The sequence below is a fragment of the Mucilaginibacter sp. cycad4 genome (assembly GCF_034263275.1).
In the GTDB taxonomy this organism is placed as follows: Bacteria; Bacteroidota; Bacteroidia; order Sphingobacteriales; family Sphingobacteriaceae; genus Mucilaginibacter.
The window spans coordinates 3,971,411-3,991,582 of record NZ_CP139559.1 but is presented as its reverse complement, the minus strand read 5'-3'; the positions used below and the strand labels follow the sequence as shown (position 1 = coordinate 3,991,582).

Below are 20,172 nucleotides of genomic sequence, written 5' to 3'. Positions count from 1 at the left end.
TACGTTTATAGGTGTATATTGCAATGAACGCACATTTTTCGGCCGGCTCAATGAAAAATTTCAGGTGCATATCAAAACAATATTGCTGTTAAAGTATATTTAATAGCATGAACTATTAAAACCCAAAAATAAGGTATGTGTAAAAAGGTATGCACACGCATCGTTATATTGTTTTTTTCTTATCTGCCAATAATTGTACAAGCGCAAAAAGCGCCGCCGGTTCCTCCGCCGTTCCGGGTTGATAACCTGGTTTGTGAGTACAAAATAAACCCTGTCTCTATCGATGAAGCTACCCCCCGCCTTGGCTGGAAACTAATAACCCGCGACCGCAACATTCAGCAAATTGCCTATGAAATACGGGTGGGCAGCAATGCGGTATCGTTACTGAAAGGTAAAGACCTCATCTGGACATCGGGGAAAGTTAACTCCAACGAATCGCTGCATGTTTACTATGGCGGCCCCGCACTCGCTTCACGTCAGAAAGTTTACTGGCAGGTACGCGTCTGGAATAACAGGCAGCAGGTAACCCCATGGAGCATGGTTAACTCATGGAAAATGGCCCTGCTTAAACCCGCCGACTGGAGCGCCAAATGGATAGAAGATAATTACCTGTCGGATACCACCGGCGGCCCCAGCCCCATGTTCAGGAAAACATTTAAGCTTGACCATAAAGTGCGCGCAGCGCATTTATACATTACTGCCCATGGCTTATATGAAGCACAATTTAATGGTAAACGGATCAGCAGCGACTACTTTGCCCCCGGATGGACGAGTTATAACAAGCGCCTGCAATACCAGGTTTATGATGTTACTGCCGATTTATTGAAAGGCGATAATACTGTTGGCGTAACCCTTGGCGATGGCTGGTACCGCGGCTATACTTATAACCGTAAAAAGAACGTGTACGGCACTAAGCTTGGTTTGCTTTTTCAGTTGGAAGTAGTTTATACCAACGGCAAACGGGTGCTCATTAATTCCGACAAGACCTGGAAGGTAGCCTATGGGCCAATCCGTTCATCATCTTTTTTTGATGGCGAGGTTTATGACGCCCGCAAGGAGAAGAAAGGCTGGTCGACCATTGCTTACAAAGATTTAAACTGGGATTCGGTACGCACCATCGATACCGTTAAAGATAATTTGGTGGCCACTTTTGGCCCGCCGGTGCGCAAGCACGAAATGTTTAAGCCGCTTAAAGTGTTTACCACTCCTGCGGGTGAGCATGTAGTTGATTTTGGGCAAAACCTGGTTGGCTGGGTGCAGTTTAAATTAAAGGCAAAAGCGGGCGATACGGTAAAGCTGTTCCACGCCGAGGTTTTGGATCAGAAAGGAAACTTCTACACCAAAAACCTGCGTACAGCCAAGCAGGAAAACGTATATGTTTTTAAGGGCGATAGTATTGAAACGTTCGAACCTCATTTTACCTTCCAGGGGTTCAGGTACCTGAAGGTTGAAGGATATGACGGCCAGTTAGATTCTACCAATGTGGCTGCCTTTGCCGTGTACTCGGATATGGCACAAACAGGGATGTTCTCTACCTCCAATCCGCTCATTAACCAGTTACAGCACAATATTCAATGGGGACAAAAGGGCAATTTTATTGATGTACCTACCGACTGTCCTCAACGCGATGAGCGCATGGGCTGGACAGGTGATGCCCAGGCCTTTTGCCGCACCGCTACCTTCAATATGGATGTGGCCGGATTTTTTACCAAATGGCTAAAAGACCTCTCGGCCGATCAGCATAAAAACGGTGCGGTGCCTTACGTGATCCCTAACATGCTGGATAGTGCTTCGGCGGCTGCCTCCGGCTGGAGTGATGTGGCAACCATTGTCCCCTGGAATATTTACCTGGCTTACGGCGATAAAAAAGTATTGGAAAACCAGTACCCAAGCATGACCGCCTGGGTAGGTTACATTACCCGGCATACCCGAAACGGCCTCTGGGATACCGGTAACCACTTTGGCGACTGGCTGTTTTATGCCGGTACCGACTATGAAGACGGTGCTGCCCTTACCGATAAAAACCTGATAGCCCAGGCGTTTTATGCGTACTCAACTCAACTGGTTATCAATGCCGCTACCATATTGGGTAAGCAGGATGATGTTAAAAAATACACTGATTTGCTGGCGGATATCAAAAAAGCTTTCCAGGCAGAATATGTTACACCTAACGGACGTATGATTTCGGGCACGCAAACATCATATGTGCTGGCCCTGAACTTTGACCTGCTGCCTGAAAACCTGCGCGAATCTGCCGCCAAAAGGCTGGTAAGCAATATTGAGGATTATGATGAACACATTACAACAGGCTTTTTAGGCACGCCTTACATCTGTCATGTGCTAAGTCGTTTCGGTCATACCGATATTGCCTATGACCTGTTAATGAAGGAGTCGTACCCCTCATGGCTTTACCCCGTAAAAAACGGGGCTACTACCATATGGGAACGCTGGGATGGTATAAAACCCAATGGCACTTTTGAAGATCCGGAGATGAACTCCTTTAACCATTATGCTTACGGCGCCATTGGCGATTGGATGTACCGGGTTATTGCAGGGATCAACACTGATGAGGGAGGGCCCGGTTTTCATAAAATAAATATCTTCCCGCATCCGGGCGGTAAATTGACCAATGCCAATGCCGAGCTTGAAACACTTTACGGTAAAGTAAAATCGGCCTGGAGTATTGATAACGGTATTTTTACCCTTGATGTTATTGTGCCGCCAAATACTACAGCCACGGTCACCCTACCGGCGGTTGATGGTCCGGTGACAGAAAGTAATACCGACATTAACGCTAACAAAGATATCGCCAACATCAAACCGGCCGGTGGCGATATGCAGATGGATGTTGGCTCGGGCACTTACCAGTTTAAATACATTTTAAAAACCCATAAAAAAAATAGCTAATGGTATTATAATACATAGCAACTATGGTAGTCAATCAGCAGGAACAGCTTAAAAATACAGGCACAACAAAGGCAAGCCGCCCAAGATTGCTGTCGCTTGATTTTTTCAGGGGATTTACCGTAGCAGCCATGATCCTGGTAAATGACCCCGGTGACTGGGGGCATATTTACTGGCCGCTTGAACACTCCAAATGGAACGGCTGTACCCCAACCGACCTGGTGTTTCCCTTCTTCCTGTTTATGGTAGGCGTATCTATCGTTTATGCCATGGAAAGCAAGAAAGCGGATACAGCCAGCCATAGCAAATTGCTGTTATCCATCCTGCGCCGTACGCTCATCATCATAGCCCTTGGTGTTTGTTTACCTTTGATCAACGATTTTCAATTCGCGCATCTGCGTTTTCCCGGTGTGTTGCAGCGCATCGGGCTTGTATTTGGCATAACGGCCTTGCTGTACGTTAAAACCGGCATCCGTACACAGGTAATTATTGCTGTAAGCTGTTTAATTGGTTATTATTTATTGATGACGCTGGTACCTGTACCGGGTTTCGGTACACCTAACCTTGAACCGGCTACCAATTTAGGCGCCTGGATCGACAGGTCGGTATTTACCGAAAACCACCTCTGGGGCTCATCCAAAACCTGGGACCCGGAAGGTTTACTGGGAACCATTCCCGCTGTAGCCACTTGCCTGTTAGGCGTATTCACCGGTACCTGGCTTAAAACCGGCAAACTTAAAACCCGTGCCGATCTGTTTAAAATGATGGTTGCAGGTTTGGTATTGATTGTATTGGCCTTGATCTGGAATCCATTTTTCCCAATCAATAAACAATTATGGACAAGCTCATTCGTGCTGCTTACTGCTGGGTTGGCCATCAATATCCTGGCGCTTTCTTATTGGTTTATCGACATACGAGGAAATAAGGCATTGCTGCCGCCATTTTTGGCTTTTGGCCGTAATGCCATTGCTGCTTATGTTTTGGCCGATATTATCCCGGCTATCCTATCCATCATCCCGGTACAAAAAACTAATTTATGGTCGTTCACTTACAGTCATTTGTTTGTGCCATACCTCTCGCCCGAAAACGCTTCATTGGCCGGGGCTATCCTGACTGTGCTGATCATTTTTATTCCGGTCTGGATCCTTTACAAAAGGAATATTACCATCAAGGTATAATCTTTACCCATCATCTACCGAAATGAAGAAAACGCTATCTTTTAAACATATTTTACTATTCACCTCACTGCTTTTATCGGTAATAACGGTAAAAGCACAGTTTCATATCATCCCGCAGCCGGTAAGTTTAAAAGCAGGTAAAGGCAGCTTTACTTTGAGTAAGAATGCTGTGATCGGGGTTAATAAAGAAACTGAACCGATAGGCAAATACCTGCAGGATTATCTTAATCAAAACTACGGCCTGCAAACAACAGTGAAAGTATTTGAAAAGATTCCTGCCAAAACAGCCATCCGGTTAAACAATGTTTGGTCAAACGCGGAGAGCGCCTATACTATGAATGTAAGTCCGGCATCGGTAAGCATCAGCGGCAGCGGAGCTGGTGTATTTTACGCGGTACAATCACTAATTCAGTTGTTGCCGACAGATAAAGCAGCACTGCTAAAAGTTACTGCCTGTACCATAGCCGATCAACCGCGTTTTGGCTGGCGTGGCCTGAGCCTTGATGTAAGCCGCCATTTTTTTACGGTTGATGAAGTGAAAAAATACATCGACGTTATGGCGCATTACAAGCTCAATACATTTCACTGGCACTTAACCGACGATGAAGGCTGGCGCATCCAGATTGATAAATATCCCCGCCTTACCGAAGTAGGTTCAAAAATCAGTTACTATGCCAAACGGGGCGAGTTCCGTAAGCTGGATAACCTGATAGATGACGGTCGCGACGGTTTTTATACCAAAGATGAGATCCGCGAGGTGATCAAATACGCGCAGGACAGGTTTGTAACCATCCTGCCCGAAATTGAAATGCCGGGGCATAGCGAGGCTGCTATTTTTGCCTACCCGCAACTGGGCTGCCAGGATTCGACAGGGGCCAAACACCGCGTACGGATGCTCGACCCAGGTGAGTACACTTTCAGGTTTATGGAGGATGTACTGACCGAAGTGATTGCCCTGTTCCCAAATCAATACATTCACATTGGAGGTGATGAGGCCGAGATGGTGGACTGGCTGAAAAGCCCCACGGCTGTAGCCCTCATGAAGCGCGAGCACCTGAAAAACGAAAAAGAAGTACAGAGCTATTTTATTAAACGGATAGAAAAGTTCCTGATATCAAAAAATAGGAAGCTGGTTGGTTGGGATGAAATTTTACAGGGTGGCCTTGCCGAATCGGCCACGGTAATGAGCTGGCAGGGCGAAGCTGGAGGGATAGCCGCTGCTAAAATGCATCACCATGTAGTAATGACCCCGCTGCCTTACATGTATTTTGATGCCCCGCAGGCCAATGAGGATTTAGAGCCTGTTGGCTGGAACCCGCCCGTTACCTGGCAAATGGTTTATAACTATGAGCCGCAGTCGAAAGAGCTGACCAATGCCGAAGCCGAATATATTTTAGGTGCCCAGGGCAATATCTGGAACGAAAAGGTGCCCAATGTGCAGCACCTGCAATACATGGTTTACCCCCGTGCCCTCGCCGTAGCCGAACTCACCTGGAGCCCGAAAAATGAAAAGAACCTGGAACGTTTTGGCTGGAAAATGAAAAACCAGTACGGCCTGTTTAAGTTGTGGGATTTCAATGCCCGCCTGCCCGATATTGACGGCGTAGACAATGTAATTACCAATAAACACAGGTTTAAATTAAGGCTGAACTACCCGCTGAAAGGAGCTAAAGTGCGGTACGCGTTAAACGGTAAAATGCCGGATGTTAATAGTGCGGCCGTGTCATTCCCCGTAAATATCAATGCCCCGTTAAAAGATAGCATCGGTTTAAGGACTTTCACCACCTGGACGTTGAATGATCAGCACATCCGCCAAATGGCCAATATTAAGCGGGTGAATATCAAGCCGGCACACGAAAAAGCAGCCAACCTGAAACCCGGTATGGCTTACGAGGTTTTTAAAACGAGGGAACGCGATATAGATAAACTGGAGAATGAAAGACCGGCTGAAACGGGTGAAACAAGCCTGATTGTACCTGTGAGGCCCGTTGCCGAAGGCTTTATTAACTGGGTGAAAATTAAAGGTTTTATTAAGATAGATAAAGAAGCGGATTATGAATTAACTACGGGCTTTGAGGTTAGTCCTGCTTTGTTTTTGGATGAAGTGCCGGTAATTAAAATGGGGATGAATATTTACGTTGAGCCACAGAAAGCCTTATTACATTTAAAAAAAGGCGTATACGCTTTAAGCGGGCATTACATGGCTGATAAAGCCAACGAAAATCAAACCCTGATAGAATTGAAGGTTGCAGGAGGCGCAAAGCTTTATCCGAAGTTTTATTTGATGCATTGAAAATAAAAAAACGTCATTGCGAGGAACGAAGCAATCGCGAACTATACAGAGTACGCGTTGTCTCTATTGGTTTTTGAAAGATGAAGATCGGTTGGAAATGTTGATAAAAAAAATCATGTCATTGCGAGTAACCATCAGGAAAATCCTGAAAAAAAATGTAATGACGTACAAGCTATACTTTATGGATGTTGCGCGGGGGCGCGTTAGGGATAGTAGCGTAAAGCCCACAGCGCGGGTTGGGTTTGCGGGCAGGCAAGGCGAGGACTTGCAGCGGATAGCCCGGCCGCAGGCAACGCCCATATCATAAAACGCATCGAAAAAATATCTTAATAATCAGCAATTTACGATCACGTCATTATAAGGAGGAACGACGAAGCAATCTCGTAGCTATGCAGATCGAATATGCATTGGCTACGAGATTGCCGCGCTACGCTCGCAATGACATAGTTTTTTAAGAGATAATTTCTTCTTTCAAGTATCAGAAATGGCGAAGAGAATCAGGTTTTTAAATTCCCCTCTTGAGAGGGGGCGCGGAAGACAGGAGCGGTAGCAGGGGTGTGTTTCTGCTTTGACAAATAAATCGTATAAACACACCCCTACACCCCTCTCAAGAGGGGAATCGCACAATCCTGCCCTTTTTGTGGTTAACGCATTACTAAAATTATACCTATGCAAAAGAAATTATGCCTCTTCATCGCGTTTGCTTTTGTAATTAACATTGCAGCCGCACAGGTTTATAAAGACCCCAAAGCACCCGTGCCCGCACGCGTGAAAGACCTGCTAAGCCGCATGACACCGGAAGAGAAGATAGGCCAGATGAGCATGAGTTCATTAACGGGTTCCATGCAAAACCCAATTGCTTATGGTGTTTGTGAAAGCCCTTTTACCAATATCAATGACATAGCATCTCGCTCAATAGCAGCAAAAAAATATGCTAAAGAAAAAACAAGACTTGGTATCCCGCCCATACAAATAGGCGAATGCCTGCATGGGCAACTGGCGGCAGGCGCTACCATTTTTCCACAGGCTATAGCGCAGGGCAGCACCTGGAATCCGGCGCTGATTGAAAAAATGGGTTCGGTGATAGCTTATGAAGCTTACTCATCAGGAGTTGACCAGGCGCTTTCACCTTTGTTCGATCTCATCCGCGACCCTCGATATGGCCGTAATGAGGAATGTTATGCCGAGGACCCATATCTGGTGAGCAGGATGGGTTCCTCGTTTGTAATTGGGATGCAGGGCAGTCCTTTACAAACAATAAACGGCATTGGTAAAGATAAATTGATGTGCACAGCCAAGCATTTCGCAGCCTACAGTATCCCTGTGGCGGGTATCAATTTAGCCCCGGCAGCGATAGGGGAGCGCGAATTACGGTCGATGTTTTTACCGCCTTTTAAAGATGTCGTACAAAAGGCAAATATTTACGCCGTAATGCCGGCTTATAATGAGATTGACGGCGTACCGGCACATGCCAGCCATTTCCTGCTGCAAGCCATATTACGGCAGGAATGGGGTTTTAAAGGCTACGTGTTTTCGGACTATGAAGGGCTTAAACATTTATACACCTTTCATCATATTGCTAAAGATGCCGAAGGTGCTGCTCCTATAGGCCTGAGCGCCGGGGTTGACCTGGAAGCGCCAAGCCCCGATGTATATAATAAACTGCCCGGCCTGGTGAAAAGCGGAAAAGTAAAAGAAGCCCTGATTGATAGCGCTGTTGCCCGCATCCTTACTATAAAGTTTAAAGCAGGCTTGTTTGAAAAGGCATTGCCCGATACATCGGCACTAAAAAAACGGGTACATACGCCGGATCATATCGCCCTGTCGCAGCAGATTGCCGAGGAATCCATTATCCTGCTCAAAAACGATAAACAGCTTTTACCGCTCAATATGACCAGCCTGAAATCGCTGGCGGTAATCGGCCCCAATGCCAACCAGGTTCAGTATGGCGATTACAGTTCAACCCGCGACAGCCGATCGGGTACAACAGTGCTTAACGGTATCAGGCAATTAGCCGGCAATAAAATAAAGATCAATTACGCCAAAGGCTGTGCCCTGTCGGGCTCGGACAAAAGCGGTTTTGCCGAAGCCATCACAGCAGCAAAAAACAGCGATGCTGTGGTTGTAGTTTTGGGAACCACCAGCGTGGTATTTGCCGGTGTAGGCTGGAACGGGCATGCACCCGAAAGCGAGCCTAAAGACCCGTTCACCTGCGGCGAGGGCTATGATGTTACTGATATTAACCCCGATGGCGTACAACGGGAATTGTTACAGGCCGTTTATAAAACCGGTAAGCCTGTAGTGTTGGTACTGGTACACGGCCGGCCGCAAAGTATCAGCTGGGAAAAAGAAAATATCCCGGCTATTGTGGAGGCCTGGTATCCCGGCGAAAGGGGAGGTAATGCCATTGCCAATATCCTGTTCGGCAAGGTAAACCCATCAGGCAGGCTTACGGTATCTATCCCGCAGTCAACCGGGCATATCCCGGTTTTTTATAATCATGTGGCATCCAATAAAGGTTTCTATCATAATCCGGGTTCACCCGAAAAACCGGGGCAGGACTATGTTTTTTCCTCGACCGGGGTGCTGTTCCCCTTTGGTTATGGCTTAAGTTACACTTCATTTAAATACAGCAATATGCAGGTATCGGCAGCATCGTTCGGAGAAAATGAAGCAGTTACTGTTTCGGTAGATGTAACCAACAGCGGCAGTATGGCGGGTAAGGAAGTGGTGCAAATGTATCTCGGCAATAAAGTAAATTCGGTAACTACACCGGTAATGGCGCTCAAAGGTTTTGACAAGATCAGCCTCAGACCCGGCGAAACCAAAACAGTAAAGTTTACCGTAAAACCAGAAGATATTGCCGTTTGGAACAACAACATGAAACTGGTAACCGAACCGGGTACATTTGATGTTATGATAGCCCGCTCAGCCGAAGATGTGGTGCTCAAAAAAACGTTGGAATATAAAGAATAGCTGCTGCGCTTTTTTGATAGCAGCTACAACAAAGTCTTATATTCATAATCCAGCACAGCCCTTACATGCACACTGTCCACAATCTTCCATTCCTTCAATTCACGAACAAACTCCGGCTTTTCAAAGCCCGAACCAAGAGCAGCCTGTGTATAAAAATCGGCCTTAGCAGGATGATTGGGGGAACAGCCGTTAAAAAGATGTCCAAAAGCCTCTTTCGCCAGTATCGCTCTGCTAATGCCGATACAATCATCAAGATGAATGAGGTTCACCGGCGCATTTCCATTGGGGACCTCCTTTTTACCGGCAAAAAACCTGCCGGGGTTGCGCCCGGGGCCAATCAACCCTGCAAAACGGATAATGGTTGTTTTAAAACTATCTTCAGCACGGAAAAGGTTTTCGGCCTCAAATAATATCCTGCCGGCTTCGGTATTGGGCTGGGGGGCGGTTTCTTCATTTACCTGCCTGTTATTATCGGCATAAACCGCCGTGGAGCTGATAAATATCACATGCTGTATGGCAAACTGTTTTATGGCACGGATAATCCCTTTAACCTTCTCTAAAAAAACAGCGCCCTCACCACTGCGGCTTTTCGGTGGAATGGCTATCCACAAAACATCGCAGTCAAAAAAACCGGCATCATATATTTCCCCGTCCGGCGAAAAATTAACCACATAGGGCCGGATGCCCAACGCGGCCAGCTCCTCCGTTTTTGCAGCAGAAGTGGTTGAGCCTTTTACCTGTATACCATCAGCAATTAATGCTTTACCTAATGCGCTGCCATACCAGCCGCAGCCTAAAATACTGATGTTCGTTTTACCCGGCATGTTATAAAATAATGCTTTGGCGCAAAGGTAATTAAATAATGATATGGCATTTGGCTACGGTAATGTGCTTTTGTTTTAAACTTTTTAGGCATACCGGGCGTTATTGGTTTATGAAGAAAGAGATCATTGCAACCTCTGTAGCGTTAGGTTTAACCGCTTTGGCCTTACAAGCCGCCCGCTGTAAGCCGCTTGAAACCGTTCCTTATGTAGATTTGAAAAAATATGTTGGTTCGTGGTTTGAAATAGCCGCGTTACCGCAATGTTTTGAATCAGGATGCACCTTCACATCAGCCGCTTACGGCTTGGCCCCTGATGGAAATATCATTGTTAAAAACCGTTGTATAAAAGAGAATAAGATAAAAATTGCCGAAGGCCGCGCTGTTGTAGCCGACAAAACGAGTAATGCCAAACTTGATATTCAATTTCAATGGCCCTTTAAAGGTAAATACTGGATCATAGCGCTGGCCAATGATTATAGCTATGCCATGGTAGGGCACCCAAACCGGAATTATTTATGGATCCTGAGCCGCCGCTCAACGCTTGATGAACAGATCTACAATCAGCTGGTGGTGCAGGCCGCAGGGCAGGGATTTGATGTACGGAAGCTGGTAAAGACGGTGCAGGTCTGAATCAGAATTTTCAGAATTAAAGGATTTTTAGAATAAATCAAAGGCCTGCTAAATATTGATTGCAGGCCTTTTCAATTCTGTTAATTAAATAATTTCTGGAAATTTTGATTCAGACTATTTCACTTCCTTTATCTTAATTACCAGTTTCTTCACTTTATCATAACCATCAACCTTCATATTAGGCCTGTGGCCATCGCTGGGGAAAAACAGGAAAAATTCGTCGGGTGTTGCGGTAAAGTACTTACCGTCTCCGCTGTAGTTGGCAAAGTCTTTAGCCGGGTCATATGGCTTTGTAACAGTAAGGCTTTCAATAGGGGCAACGCCTATCTTCTCCTTGCCTTTAATCACATATTGCAGGTCGATATAGTTTTGGTGCGATTCCCAAGCTGCCTGTTCCGGTTCTTTTGACGGGCCCTCGGTAATGGATGCATAAACATTATCGCCATCTATAGGGTACTTGCCCGGCTCTATAGTTTCGAGGTTACGTTCGCGAAGAAACTCAAACGCTTTATCCCATGCAGCCTTATTTGCAGCATATTGTTTGGCAAATTCAACATCATTTGTTGATGAGTTTAACTTTAGTTTCAAACCATTGGCCCAAACACGGCCTTTAACCCAGGATTTAGCACTTTTAGCTGTGATCTCCTGCTGTTGGGCCGAAGCACCCGCAGCTGTAAGCGAAAAAAGAATTAGCAACATGATGTTTTTATAAGTTGTTAAGTGTTTCATAGTTTAGTTATTCATCGGATTATTGAATTGGTAGTGCAGCCATTAGGCTGTTGTTAAGGTATTCAATTATACAAGCTTAAATAAATAAAACAATATACTAACCGTTAAATATTTACTTTAACGTTATAGTTTGATTTTTATTTGTACTAATGTACGGCAGATAAACTATAACGTTGAAGTGAAAATAAGGATTAAATGGTTTTTGAAATCGTTTTTAAGGTTGTAGAATTGTAATTATTAACCAGTATATTATAAAACAACATTTGCTTTGAAAACAATACACAGCGTCCACCCAACGGATTTTAAAAGCTACGATACCACCACCATACGCGAACGATTTTTGATTGACAAACAGGTTGAGCCCGACCAGATCAATTGTACCTATACCCATTATGACAGGATGATTGTTGGTATGGCTAACCCGGTAGGCAAAACACTTGAGCTGCCAAATTACCCGAACCTGCGTGCCGAATATTTTTTAGAACGCCGCGAGATCGGGATCATCAGTGTAGCCGGCCCCGGTATAGTAAAAGCCGACGGGCAAGCCTTTGAAGTGAACAAGCTTGATTGCCTGTACATTGGTAAAGGGACAAAAAGCGTAACTTTTGAAAGTGCCGACCCGGCAGTACCGGCTGTATTTTACCTGCTATCATCACCGGCGCATGCGGTATACCCAACAACCCTGCTTACCCATGCCGATGCGGTTAAGGTTGAGCTGGGTTCGGCAGCAACGGCAAACAAACGCACTATCAATAAATATATCCACCTGGAAGGTGTACGGAGCTGCCAGCTGGTAATGGGCCTTACCATATTACATGAAGGCAGCGTTTGGAACACCATGCCGGCCCACGTACATGACAGGCGTATGGAAGCATACTTTTATTTCGATGTTCCTGCGGGCCAAAAGATTTTTCATTACATGGGCGAAGGACAGGAAACAAGGCATATCACCATGGATAATTACGATGCTGTGGTATCGCCGCCATGGAGCATCCATTCGGGCAACGGTACATCAAATTATAGCTTCATTTGGGGCATGGCCGGGGAAAACCTGGATTATACCGATATGGATGCCATAGCCATAACAGATCTGAAATAATCATACATCAACCTTAAAAATATAATTTAAGTGGATAATCAATTTTCATTAGCCGGAAAAGTAATTGTAGTAACCGGCGGAACAGGCATATTAGGGAAAGCATTTATTGACGGCATTGTTGAGGCGGGTGGTGCAGTGGGCATCCTTGGCCGTAATGCCCAGGTTGCCGAAGAGCGTGCCAATGCTATTAACGCAGCTGGCGGTAAAGCTATTGCGCTGGTGGCCGATGTAATGAACGAGGCTGAACTGGTAGCAGCTAAAGATAAATTGCTGGAAGCTTTTGGCAGGATAGATGGCCTGGTGAACGGTGCAGGCGGCAATATGCCCGAGGGCGTTTTACAACCCGATGAGGACATTTTTAAAATGAACATCGGGGGCATGAAAAAAGTAATGGAGCTGAACCTTTGGGGTACACTGATCCCTACGCAGGTTTTCGGCGAAGCCATTGCCAAAACAGGTAAAGGCAGCATTGTTAATATATCGTCAATGAACTCAAAACGTGCCATAACCAAGGTATTAGGCTATAATATAGGCAAGGCCGCTGTCGACTGCTATAACCAGTGGTTTGCGGTTGAGCTGGCTAACCGTTATGGTGACGCAATACGGATGAATGCATTGGCACCGGGTTTTTTTCTTACTGAGCAAAACCGTTACCTGCTTACCAAACCCGAAGGCGGGTATACCCAAAGGGGCGAACTGGTGATTAAACAAACGCCGTTTAAGCGCTTTGGCCATGCCGATGAACTTAAAGGGGCATTGGTGTGGTTGCTGAGCGATGCCTCCGTATTTGTAACCGGTTCGATGATCTGCGTTGACGGCGGGTTTTCGATTTTTGGAGGGGTGTAAAGAAGGATGTTCCCGTCGGCAGGTAAGCTTCGGGTGAAAGCGGGAACGATGGTGGCCTTGAGCGCAGGAAAAGGCATAGCAAGTAGCCCCACCCAACCCTCCCCGGAAGGGAGGGCTTTAAAATGACCGATGAGGTTCAAAAAGTCTCCCCTACCGGGGGAGATTTAGAGGGGGCTTCTCGTGCGCAATGAAGCCATCGTCCCATCAGGGTCTCTCGCAGAGGACCCTGATGTATACGCCAAGCTGATTCGCTGTTCTGAGTATCCTGGTAGATATTTAGAACACAGTGAACCTCAGTGCCCTCTGCGAGAGGTCCTGAGGGAGCGTGAACAAGCTGCGAAACTGAATCCAGATAGAAGTGTTCAATTTTTGAAAACGGGGTGTTCAGCGTTTGATCTTGTGAAAACTCAACTTATTGATTATCAATGACTATGTGTTCATTTTTGCTGAATAGATAATTTTTACTAAAGTTAACTTATTGATTATCAGTGTTATTTTTTTTGAAAATAAGTGAAAGTGTTTACACCTAAAAAAATTGAACACGCGGAAAATAGATAGAAAAGTTAAGTCTGCGGTGATAACTTGACCAGAAGCAAACCCAATAATAAACCTACTATGAAACTAAGATCATCACTTATAGCCCTGTTTGCGCTTGCCGGTTGTGCCGCAAACGCTCAAACCGTAACGCTCGATTATTATTTCAATCACGAAGTACATAAAGGGGCAAACGGGCAACAAGAGCGGTTCCATTACCTGTGGGATGAAACGGATAACAACGGTTTCAAGATCTTTGGCGGGGCTTTTACAAGCCGCGGCGCTAAGCTGGATACGCTTGGCACAGCACCAACTTTGGATAACCTGAAAGGATCATCTGTTTATATCATAGTTGACCCGGATACCAAAAAGGAAAGCCCGAACCCCAATTATATCCAGGAAGATGATATTGAGCAGATAAGTGCGTGGGTAAAAAAAGGCGGTGTTTTACTGATGATGGCGAATGACAGTGCGAACGTGGAGCTGCCGCATTTCAATAATCTTGCTGCCAAATTCGGGATGCATTTCAATAACGATCTGCAAAATCACGTAATTGATGATGCTCATTTTGAGGATGGTGCAATCTACGTGAAAAACAACCCGGTATTTAAAACAGCCTCAAAGGTTTTTATGAAGGATGCATGTTCGATAGGTTTAACGGGGACTGCCGTACCTGTGCTTAAAAACAAAGATGGGGCTACTATTATAGCATCTGCCAGATACGGCAAAGGGACAGTAATAGCAGTTGGAGACCCATGGCTTTACAATGAGTATGTAAATGGCAGGCTACCTGCGGGGTATGAAAATGATAAGGCGGTGAATGATGTAGCGCAATGGCTTTTAAAGCAGGCGAAGAAGTAACGTAGCGCTTATTAATAACCGTCATTGCGAGGTACGAAGCAATCGCGAACTATACAGGGCTGACCTGCAAATAGGGGATTGCTTCGTACCTCGCAATGACGATGGGAATCAAAAATTCCTTTACTGGCGCAAGTCTTGTGTTTGGGACGATGAGCGTGGCTGACTTGTGCATCCCGTTTTGTATCGTCCTAAAATAAGTTTACAGTTTAATTGATTAATCCTGCTATAGGTTTACATTATTGATTAGTCCTAAAATAGGTTTACAGATTGACATTTTTTGAATTATAATAACTTTTCCAATTTCGCTGTACAGATAGGTTATTTTGATGTACGATCTCAGGTGTAAGCATATTGCAACTCATGTGAGGCCTTAGCTTATTATAAGTGTTTACAGACTTAGCTAAAAGTTCCATAACCTGGTTTTTATCATTAAGTATATGATGTTCCAGGTACTCCTGTTTCATTATTCCATTTATCCGTTCCGCTACTGCGTTCTCTAAAGGGTCTCCGTTTTCGGTCATGCTGATGATTATTTCATTGTCCTGTAATAGCTTTACATAATCATAGCTACAGTACTGAACACCTCTGTCTGAATGATGTATTAAGCCAGTCAAAGGCTGGTCACTTTCTTTAATGGCCATTTGTAAAGCACTAAGTGTGTGAACTGCATCCAGTGTATCAGCGGCATGATAGCCGACGATCTTTTTACTATAGGCATCCGTTATAAAACTGATATAAACGAATCCCTTCTTTGTCCTGTAGTAAGTGATATCTGACACCCATATTTCGTTCACTTTAGTCGGAATAATTTCTCTTATGCAATTAGGATATTTTCTTAGCCAATGAAAAGATTGAGTAGTATGTATGCGCCGCCTTTTCTTTCTAACTAACAAGTAGTGAGCAGCAAGCAGATCAAAAAGCGCATCCCTGCCCATTTTTATCCGGTGCTCAAGCAAAAAAGGCTGCAGCAAAACATAGAGTTTTTTACCGCCAATAATCGGATGTATGGCCCTTATTGCCCGGACCTCATTTAATAATATTTCCTGCTCAAAGCTTATCGCTTCTGTCTCCCAAAAATGCTGGTAATAGGCCTGCCGGGTAACTCCAAGTAAACAACAGCACTTCACCAGGCTCATCCCAGGGTAGCTGTCTTTAATCTCACGGATTACTTGGTATCGGACTTTTTTCGGATATTGATCTTAAGATCTCTTTCGGCCACTTCTATCATTTTACGATAAAGCTCCTTCTCCAGCAATGCATCTTCAAGTTGCTTTTTTAATAACTTAATTGATGCGCTGTTTTCGGCCGGGACATCCTGATCTTTCTTGGTTGGCATATCATTCGAAGATACATAAATTGTTTTCTTCATCTCCAATCCGAATGATTTGAGCCAAAACGCAATACGGCTATTGCCTAATTTGTATTTCCTTTCAATCGTTGTTCGGCTTTCCTGACCTTCTAAATATTCTTGACAAACTTTACGCTTAAACTCCTCGCTGTACTGGCTTTGCCATTTGCTGCCATACACTTTTGAATATCTTTCCATTTTTGTTTACTGTTGTGTAAACCTATTTTAGGACAAGACATTTTGTAAGGCACAAGTGAGCGTCCCTCCATCCAACCACACAACACTTGCGCCATTGGGAGAATCAAAAATTCCACCTTTACTGGCGCAAGTCTTGTGTTTGGGACGATGAGCGTGGCTGACTTGTGCATCCCGTTTTGTAAGGCACAAGTGAGCATCCCTCCATCCAACCACACAACACTTGCGCCATTGGGGTTTTATACTCCTGGAAATAAGCTTACAAAGCCTTTTCCTTCGGCACAAAATCATTCATAACGGCTTCGCGGATCAATGCCGGCGGCAGGATCCCTTGCGACAGGATAAAATCATGAAAATGCAGCGCGTTGAATTTGCTGCCTAATGCGGCTTCGGTATCCTTACGCAGGGCAATCATTTTGGTAAAACCATAAAAATAGCTGTTGGCCTGGCCGGGTGCGTTAATGGTATAACGCTCAACCTCCTGGCGGGCAAATGCGCGTGATTGTACTACATCGTTCATCAATACGTCAAGTGCTTGCTGCTGGGTTATCTTGCCGGCCTGTAACTCGGGGTCGAGGAAGGCGCGGGCTGCCCTGAGCAGGCGGTAATCTAATGATACCAGCTGTCCTTCCAATGGCATGTAAGGGCGGGTGATGTATTCAGAATATAGGCCCCAGCCTTCCACATTGGTTGAGTTAAAGGCATAAAGGGCACGCGCCTGGGATACGCCTTCTTCAACCATTTTATCAAACTGTAATTCATGGCCTGGCCTGGCTTCGTGGGCTATGATTGTCCATGAGGCGGCATCGAAAGTGAAGTCGTCATACTTATCTGTAGCTTTTTCGCCGGGAGATGCGGGCATATTTAAAGGCAGCACAAACACACCTCGTTGCCCGGTATTGTTCAGGAATGGTGGTGGTACCATGTGCGGGGCAGGGCTTTGCGCAGTTTCGGCAGCAGATGCTAAACGGATAATAGCCGGGCGGTTTGGCAGTGTTACCAGTTGATGCTGGCGAATGATGCCTTCAATATCTTTTAAATGCTGTTCGTACAGTGGAATAATAGAATCACCATGGATCTGCTCTTTTTTAAGCTCGCGGATCACAGCGCGGTAATCGCCCGATGGCAGGTTACGTTTCTTCGCTATCTGCTCTGCAATGGGTTTCATTTCATCCTGGATCTGGTTGAAAAGGGCATGTGCCATTTCAGCTACTTTAGCAGGGGGAATATCTATACCATAAGCTTCGAGGTTCATAGCATACTCCTCCGGAGGCAGGCGGAAATCGGTACGGGCTTTTACCAGTACGTTTGCTTTTATCCATTTGTCATAATCTTCCAGTTGTTTTTTCAGGGTGGCATAAGGTTGTTCCCAGCCGGTCACCTTGTATTTGGTGCAAAGCTCGGCAATACCGCTTACGATGCTGGCATTGCGCGACAGATCGGTTTCCATACGCTGCTTTGACGGATAGATCATGTTTTTACCTTCCATCTGGTGCTGTACGCGTTCCCTGTAAATGGTTGTCAATGGTTTATAACCTTTTTCCAGCCCTGCATACTTACGGATGCGCATTACAGCTGCCTGGCGACGGGCTTCGGGGGTCTGATCGTCAAGCAGCGTTTCCAGTCCGCTGTAAATGGTTGAAGAAGCATTTAAAAAGGGCACCTGGCGGCTCAGCTCAAAGTCCTGCTGGCGGAAGCCCAGTTTGAGGTGGGTTATGATGATATTGATATCCTGCTGAATAAAAGTATTTTTTTCAGTCTTAAGCGCTTCGGTAAGTTTAGCGACAACCGTTTCTTCATCCTTGCGTTCGGCCATGATGTTTTGCAGGGTTGGTACGGCTATATCGCTGTCATATTCTGCAAGGCCTTGTGACGATCCGTACTCAGGCGAGTATTTTTTATCCAGATCGATAATGATTTTGGTATACTCATTTGATTTGGCTACCCAGGCTTTTGTTTCGGCCGATTGCTGGGCACCCGCGCTAAAGCAGATACCTGTAAGCAGCATTAGCACGCTTGTGCTTTTAAGTAGGTTTTTGTTCATAGTCAATTTAAATTATGAAGGGCAAGTTACTTAATTTGACCGTTGATTTTGACCGTCGATTTGTTTTGATTGCGTTGATTTCGCTGATGAAGTTTGGGGGGATGATTTCTTTTGATAAAAAACAGCCTCTCTTTCATCTTGAAAGAGAGGCTGAACTGATCAACGCAATCAGCGTAATCAATCAAAAAAATCAATAGTTAAAAGCGGTATCCTAAAGTAAGGAATGCGTTATTATTAGTTTTCTTCAGATCAGCAAAAGGACTGGTTGCACCTACCTCATAAGGGAAAATGGTTTGCTTGCCGGTTACCCTCGCGTAGGTGGCGTCAACAAAATAAGCACCAAAATGGAAGCCTATGCCGCCGCTAACTGTTTTAATATCGCTGCCAAGATCTTTCATTGGGTTGCCCTGCTGGCTGTACCCGCCACGAAGATAAACGAGGCTGTTCACGTTTACTTCGGCGCCCACATGAAGGTTCACTGTTGAGCGGTAAAGTGATTTGATATCGCTGTTATCGCCATCAGCAGTATAGCTGTCGTTACTGCTTAAATGTGTAGTGGTGTAATCAATATATTCAACATCGCCGCTTATGAAACCGTATTTGCCTATGAAAACAGATGCACCACCTGCTAATTTTAACGGTGTACGCAGATTGTAGCTCAGCTGATATGGCTCGGATACGTTTTGATAACTCTTGCCACCTGTATATTGCGTGGCAAGCCCTTCGGCATATGAATCATCGATATTATAAAACGTCGGCGAGGTAAACACAAAGCCCAGTCGTAAAGCCTGTATGGGTTTGTAAATAACACCTAATTTGGCGTTAAAGCCCGAACCTTTGGTGCTTTGGTCCTGCGCAAAAGTTGATGAAAAGTCGGTAGGGTTGCCGCCGTTGGTTATAATAGCGTTGCCGTTTTCGGTAAACCTGGCATGCGAATTATACCTGATATCGGTAATAGCCAGTCCCAAACCTATATAAAGCTTATTGCTGTAATTGGCACCGAATGAAAGGTTAAACTCCGACTGGCCACCGGTACGGGTAATGCCCGCCAGCTGCCTTACAGGAACATTCACCGTGCTCGAATAAGAGTTTGGATCGGAAGCAGGGCCGAAGTTATCGATCAGGATATGATCATACGCCCAGCCATCGAGCCCGTTGGGGTTAACGCTGCCGTATTGGGATACTTCGCGTTTGGCAATACCGGCATAATAATCGGAAATGGAACTTGTTTGGTTTGTACCGCCGTAGGCAACGTTTTCATAAAAATTATTGGTACGGCTGTAGCCCGCGCCATAATTGATACTTAACCAGCCTTTGCTTTTGTCGCGCCGTGCGTTGCTAAGCTGCTGATAAAAAACGATGGCAGCGTTACTCATATTCACGTCGTTGCGGTTTGCGCTGCCTGCCTGCCCAAAAAAACTTGAATTGATTTTTGAGTTATCATACTCGGGGGTAATACTAACCTCCGAGTGGGTAAAAAAGCCCAGGCCGGCGGGGTTTCCGCTAACTGAGCTCAAATCGCCGCCTACAGCGGTGCCCGCGTTGCCAATAGCTTTGATCCGTGAGGTTGACCCAGTTTGAAAAGTTGAAAACCGGATGGCATCCTGTGAATATTGCGCAAAGCTATCTTTAGTAATTGCTACTATAGCAATTACGCTTAGTAAATACTTGATTTTCATAAAATTCAGGTAAATAAAATATAAGATTTAGGT

At 45.3% G+C, this 20,172-nt stretch carries 16 protein-coding genes; 10 read left to right on the top strand and 6 right to left on the bottom strand.

Annotation, left to right across the window (positions count from 1 at the left end; translation table 11 throughout):
* Positions 1 to 135 precede the first annotated feature (135 nt).
* The 5 genes from SNE26_RS15975 (at position 136) to SNE26_RS15955 (ending at position 9,351) form a co-directional block, all read left to right on the top strand.
* The gene (locus SNE26_RS15975; protein ID WP_321554939.1) at positions 136 to 2,907 is read left to right on the top strand and encodes a family 78 glycoside hydrolase catalytic domain; all 2,772 of its coding nucleotides are present in this window, start codon (positions 136 to 138) and stop codon (positions 2,905 to 2,907) included.
* 23 nt (positions 2,908 to 2,930) lie between these two features.
* On the top strand, positions 2,931 to 4,082 hold the full coding sequence (locus SNE26_RS15970) for a heparan-alpha-glucosaminide N-acetyltransferase domain-containing protein (protein WP_321554938.1): 1,152 nt from the start codon (positions 2,931 to 2,933) through the stop codon (positions 4,080 to 4,082).
* Positions 4,083 to 4,104: 22 nt separating this feature from the next.
* Positions 4,105 to 6,375 carry a beta-N-acetylhexosaminidase gene (locus SNE26_RS15965; protein WP_321554937.1) on the top strand — a complete coding sequence of 757 codons (2,271 nt, stop codon included), beginning with the start codon at positions 4,105 to 4,107 and terminating at the stop codon, positions 6,373 to 6,375.
* A 115-nt stretch (positions 6,376 to 6,490) separates the two neighbouring features.
* Positions 6,491 to 6,682, top strand: a complete 192-nt coding sequence (locus SNE26_RS15960) for a hypothetical protein (protein WP_321554936.1) — start codon at positions 6,491 to 6,493, stop codon at positions 6,680 to 6,682.
* A gap of 362 nt (positions 6,683 to 7,044) precedes the next feature.
* Positions 7,045 to 9,351 (top strand): glycoside hydrolase family 3 N-terminal domain-containing protein, encoded by a 2,307-nt coding sequence (locus tag SNE26_RS15955; RefSeq protein ID WP_321554935.1) that lies wholly within the window; start codon positions 7,045 to 7,047, stop codon positions 9,349 to 9,351.
* A 23-nt stretch (positions 9,352 to 9,374) separates the two neighbouring features.
* Here the strand turns inward: SNE26_RS15955 and SNE26_RS15950 are convergent, their stop codons facing one another.
* Positions 9,375 to 10,175, bottom strand: coding sequence for an SDR family oxidoreductase (locus SNE26_RS15950; RefSeq protein ID WP_321554934.1), 801 nt, complete (start codon positions 10,173 to 10,175; stop codon positions 9,375 to 9,377).
* A gap of 110 nt (positions 10,176 to 10,285) precedes the next feature.
* Between SNE26_RS15950 and SNE26_RS15945 the strand changes: the two genes are divergently transcribed.
* Complete coding sequence (locus SNE26_RS15945) at positions 10,286 to 10,804, top strand: lipocalin family protein (protein WP_321554933.1); 519 nt, start codon at positions 10,286 to 10,288, stop codon at positions 10,802 to 10,804.
* A 114-nt stretch (positions 10,805 to 10,918) separates the two neighbouring features.
* Here the strand turns inward: SNE26_RS15945 and SNE26_RS15940 are convergent, their stop codons facing one another.
* Positions 10,919 to 11,533, bottom strand: coding sequence for a YhcH/YjgK/YiaL family protein (locus SNE26_RS15940; protein WP_321554932.1), 615 nt, complete (start codon positions 11,531 to 11,533; stop codon positions 10,919 to 10,921).
* Positions 11,534 to 11,801: 268 nt separating this feature from the next.
* Between SNE26_RS15940 and kduI the strand changes: the two genes are divergently transcribed.
* The 3 genes from kduI to SNE26_RS15925 all read left to right on the top strand — a co-directional run bounded on the left by kduI (position 11,802) and on the right by SNE26_RS15925 (position 14,873).
* Complete coding sequence (kduI, locus tag SNE26_RS15935; protein WP_321554931.1) at positions 11,802 to 12,632, top strand: 5-dehydro-4-deoxy-D-glucuronate isomerase; 831 nt, start codon at positions 11,802 to 11,804, stop codon at positions 12,630 to 12,632.
* A 30-nt stretch (positions 12,633 to 12,662) separates the two neighbouring features.
* Positions 12,663 to 13,478 (top strand): SDR family oxidoreductase, encoded by an 816-nt coding sequence (locus SNE26_RS15930; RefSeq protein ID WP_321554930.1) that lies wholly within the window; start codon positions 12,663 to 12,665, stop codon positions 13,476 to 13,478.
* Between the two features lie 615 nt (positions 13,479 to 14,093).
* Positions 14,094 to 14,873, top strand: coding sequence for a DUF4350 domain-containing protein (locus SNE26_RS15925; RefSeq protein ID WP_321554929.1), 780 nt, complete (start codon positions 14,094 to 14,096; stop codon positions 14,871 to 14,873).
* 260 nt (positions 14,874 to 15,133) lie between these two features.
* On the opposite strand, the gene SNE26_RS15920 is transcribed toward SNE26_RS15925, so the two are convergent.
* The 3 genes from SNE26_RS15920 to SNE26_RS15910 form a co-directional block, all read right to left on the bottom strand.
* A complete protein-coding gene (locus tag SNE26_RS15920; RefSeq protein WP_321554928.1) occupies positions 15,134 to 16,009 on the bottom strand; it encodes an IS3 family transposase in 876 nt (291 codons plus the stop codon).
* Between the two features lie 29 nt (positions 16,010 to 16,038).
* Positions 16,039 to 16,419: a hypothetical protein gene (locus SNE26_RS15915; RefSeq protein WP_321554927.1), complete on the bottom strand. Its 381-nt coding sequence runs from the start codon at positions 16,417 to 16,419 to the stop codon at positions 16,039 to 16,041.
* Between the two features lie 256 nt (positions 16,420 to 16,675).
* Positions 16,676 to 18,460: a DUF885 domain-containing protein gene (locus SNE26_RS15910; RefSeq protein WP_321554926.1), complete on the bottom strand. Its 1,785-nt coding sequence runs from the start codon at positions 18,458 to 18,460 to the stop codon at positions 16,676 to 16,678.
* Between the two features lie 14 nt (positions 18,461 to 18,474).
* Between SNE26_RS15910 and SNE26_RS15905 the strand changes: the two genes are divergently transcribed.
* A complete protein-coding gene (locus SNE26_RS15905) occupies positions 18,475 to 18,657 on the top strand; it encodes a hypothetical protein (protein ID WP_321554925.1) in 183 nt (60 codons plus the stop codon).
* Here the strand turns inward: SNE26_RS15905 and SNE26_RS15900 are convergent, their stop codons facing one another.
* Positions 18,658 to 20,139, bottom strand: a complete 1,482-nt coding sequence (locus SNE26_RS15900; RefSeq protein ID WP_321554924.1) for a hypothetical protein — start codon at positions 20,137 to 20,139, stop codon at positions 18,658 to 18,660.
* Between the last annotated feature and the right edge of the window lie 33 nt (positions 20,140 to 20,172).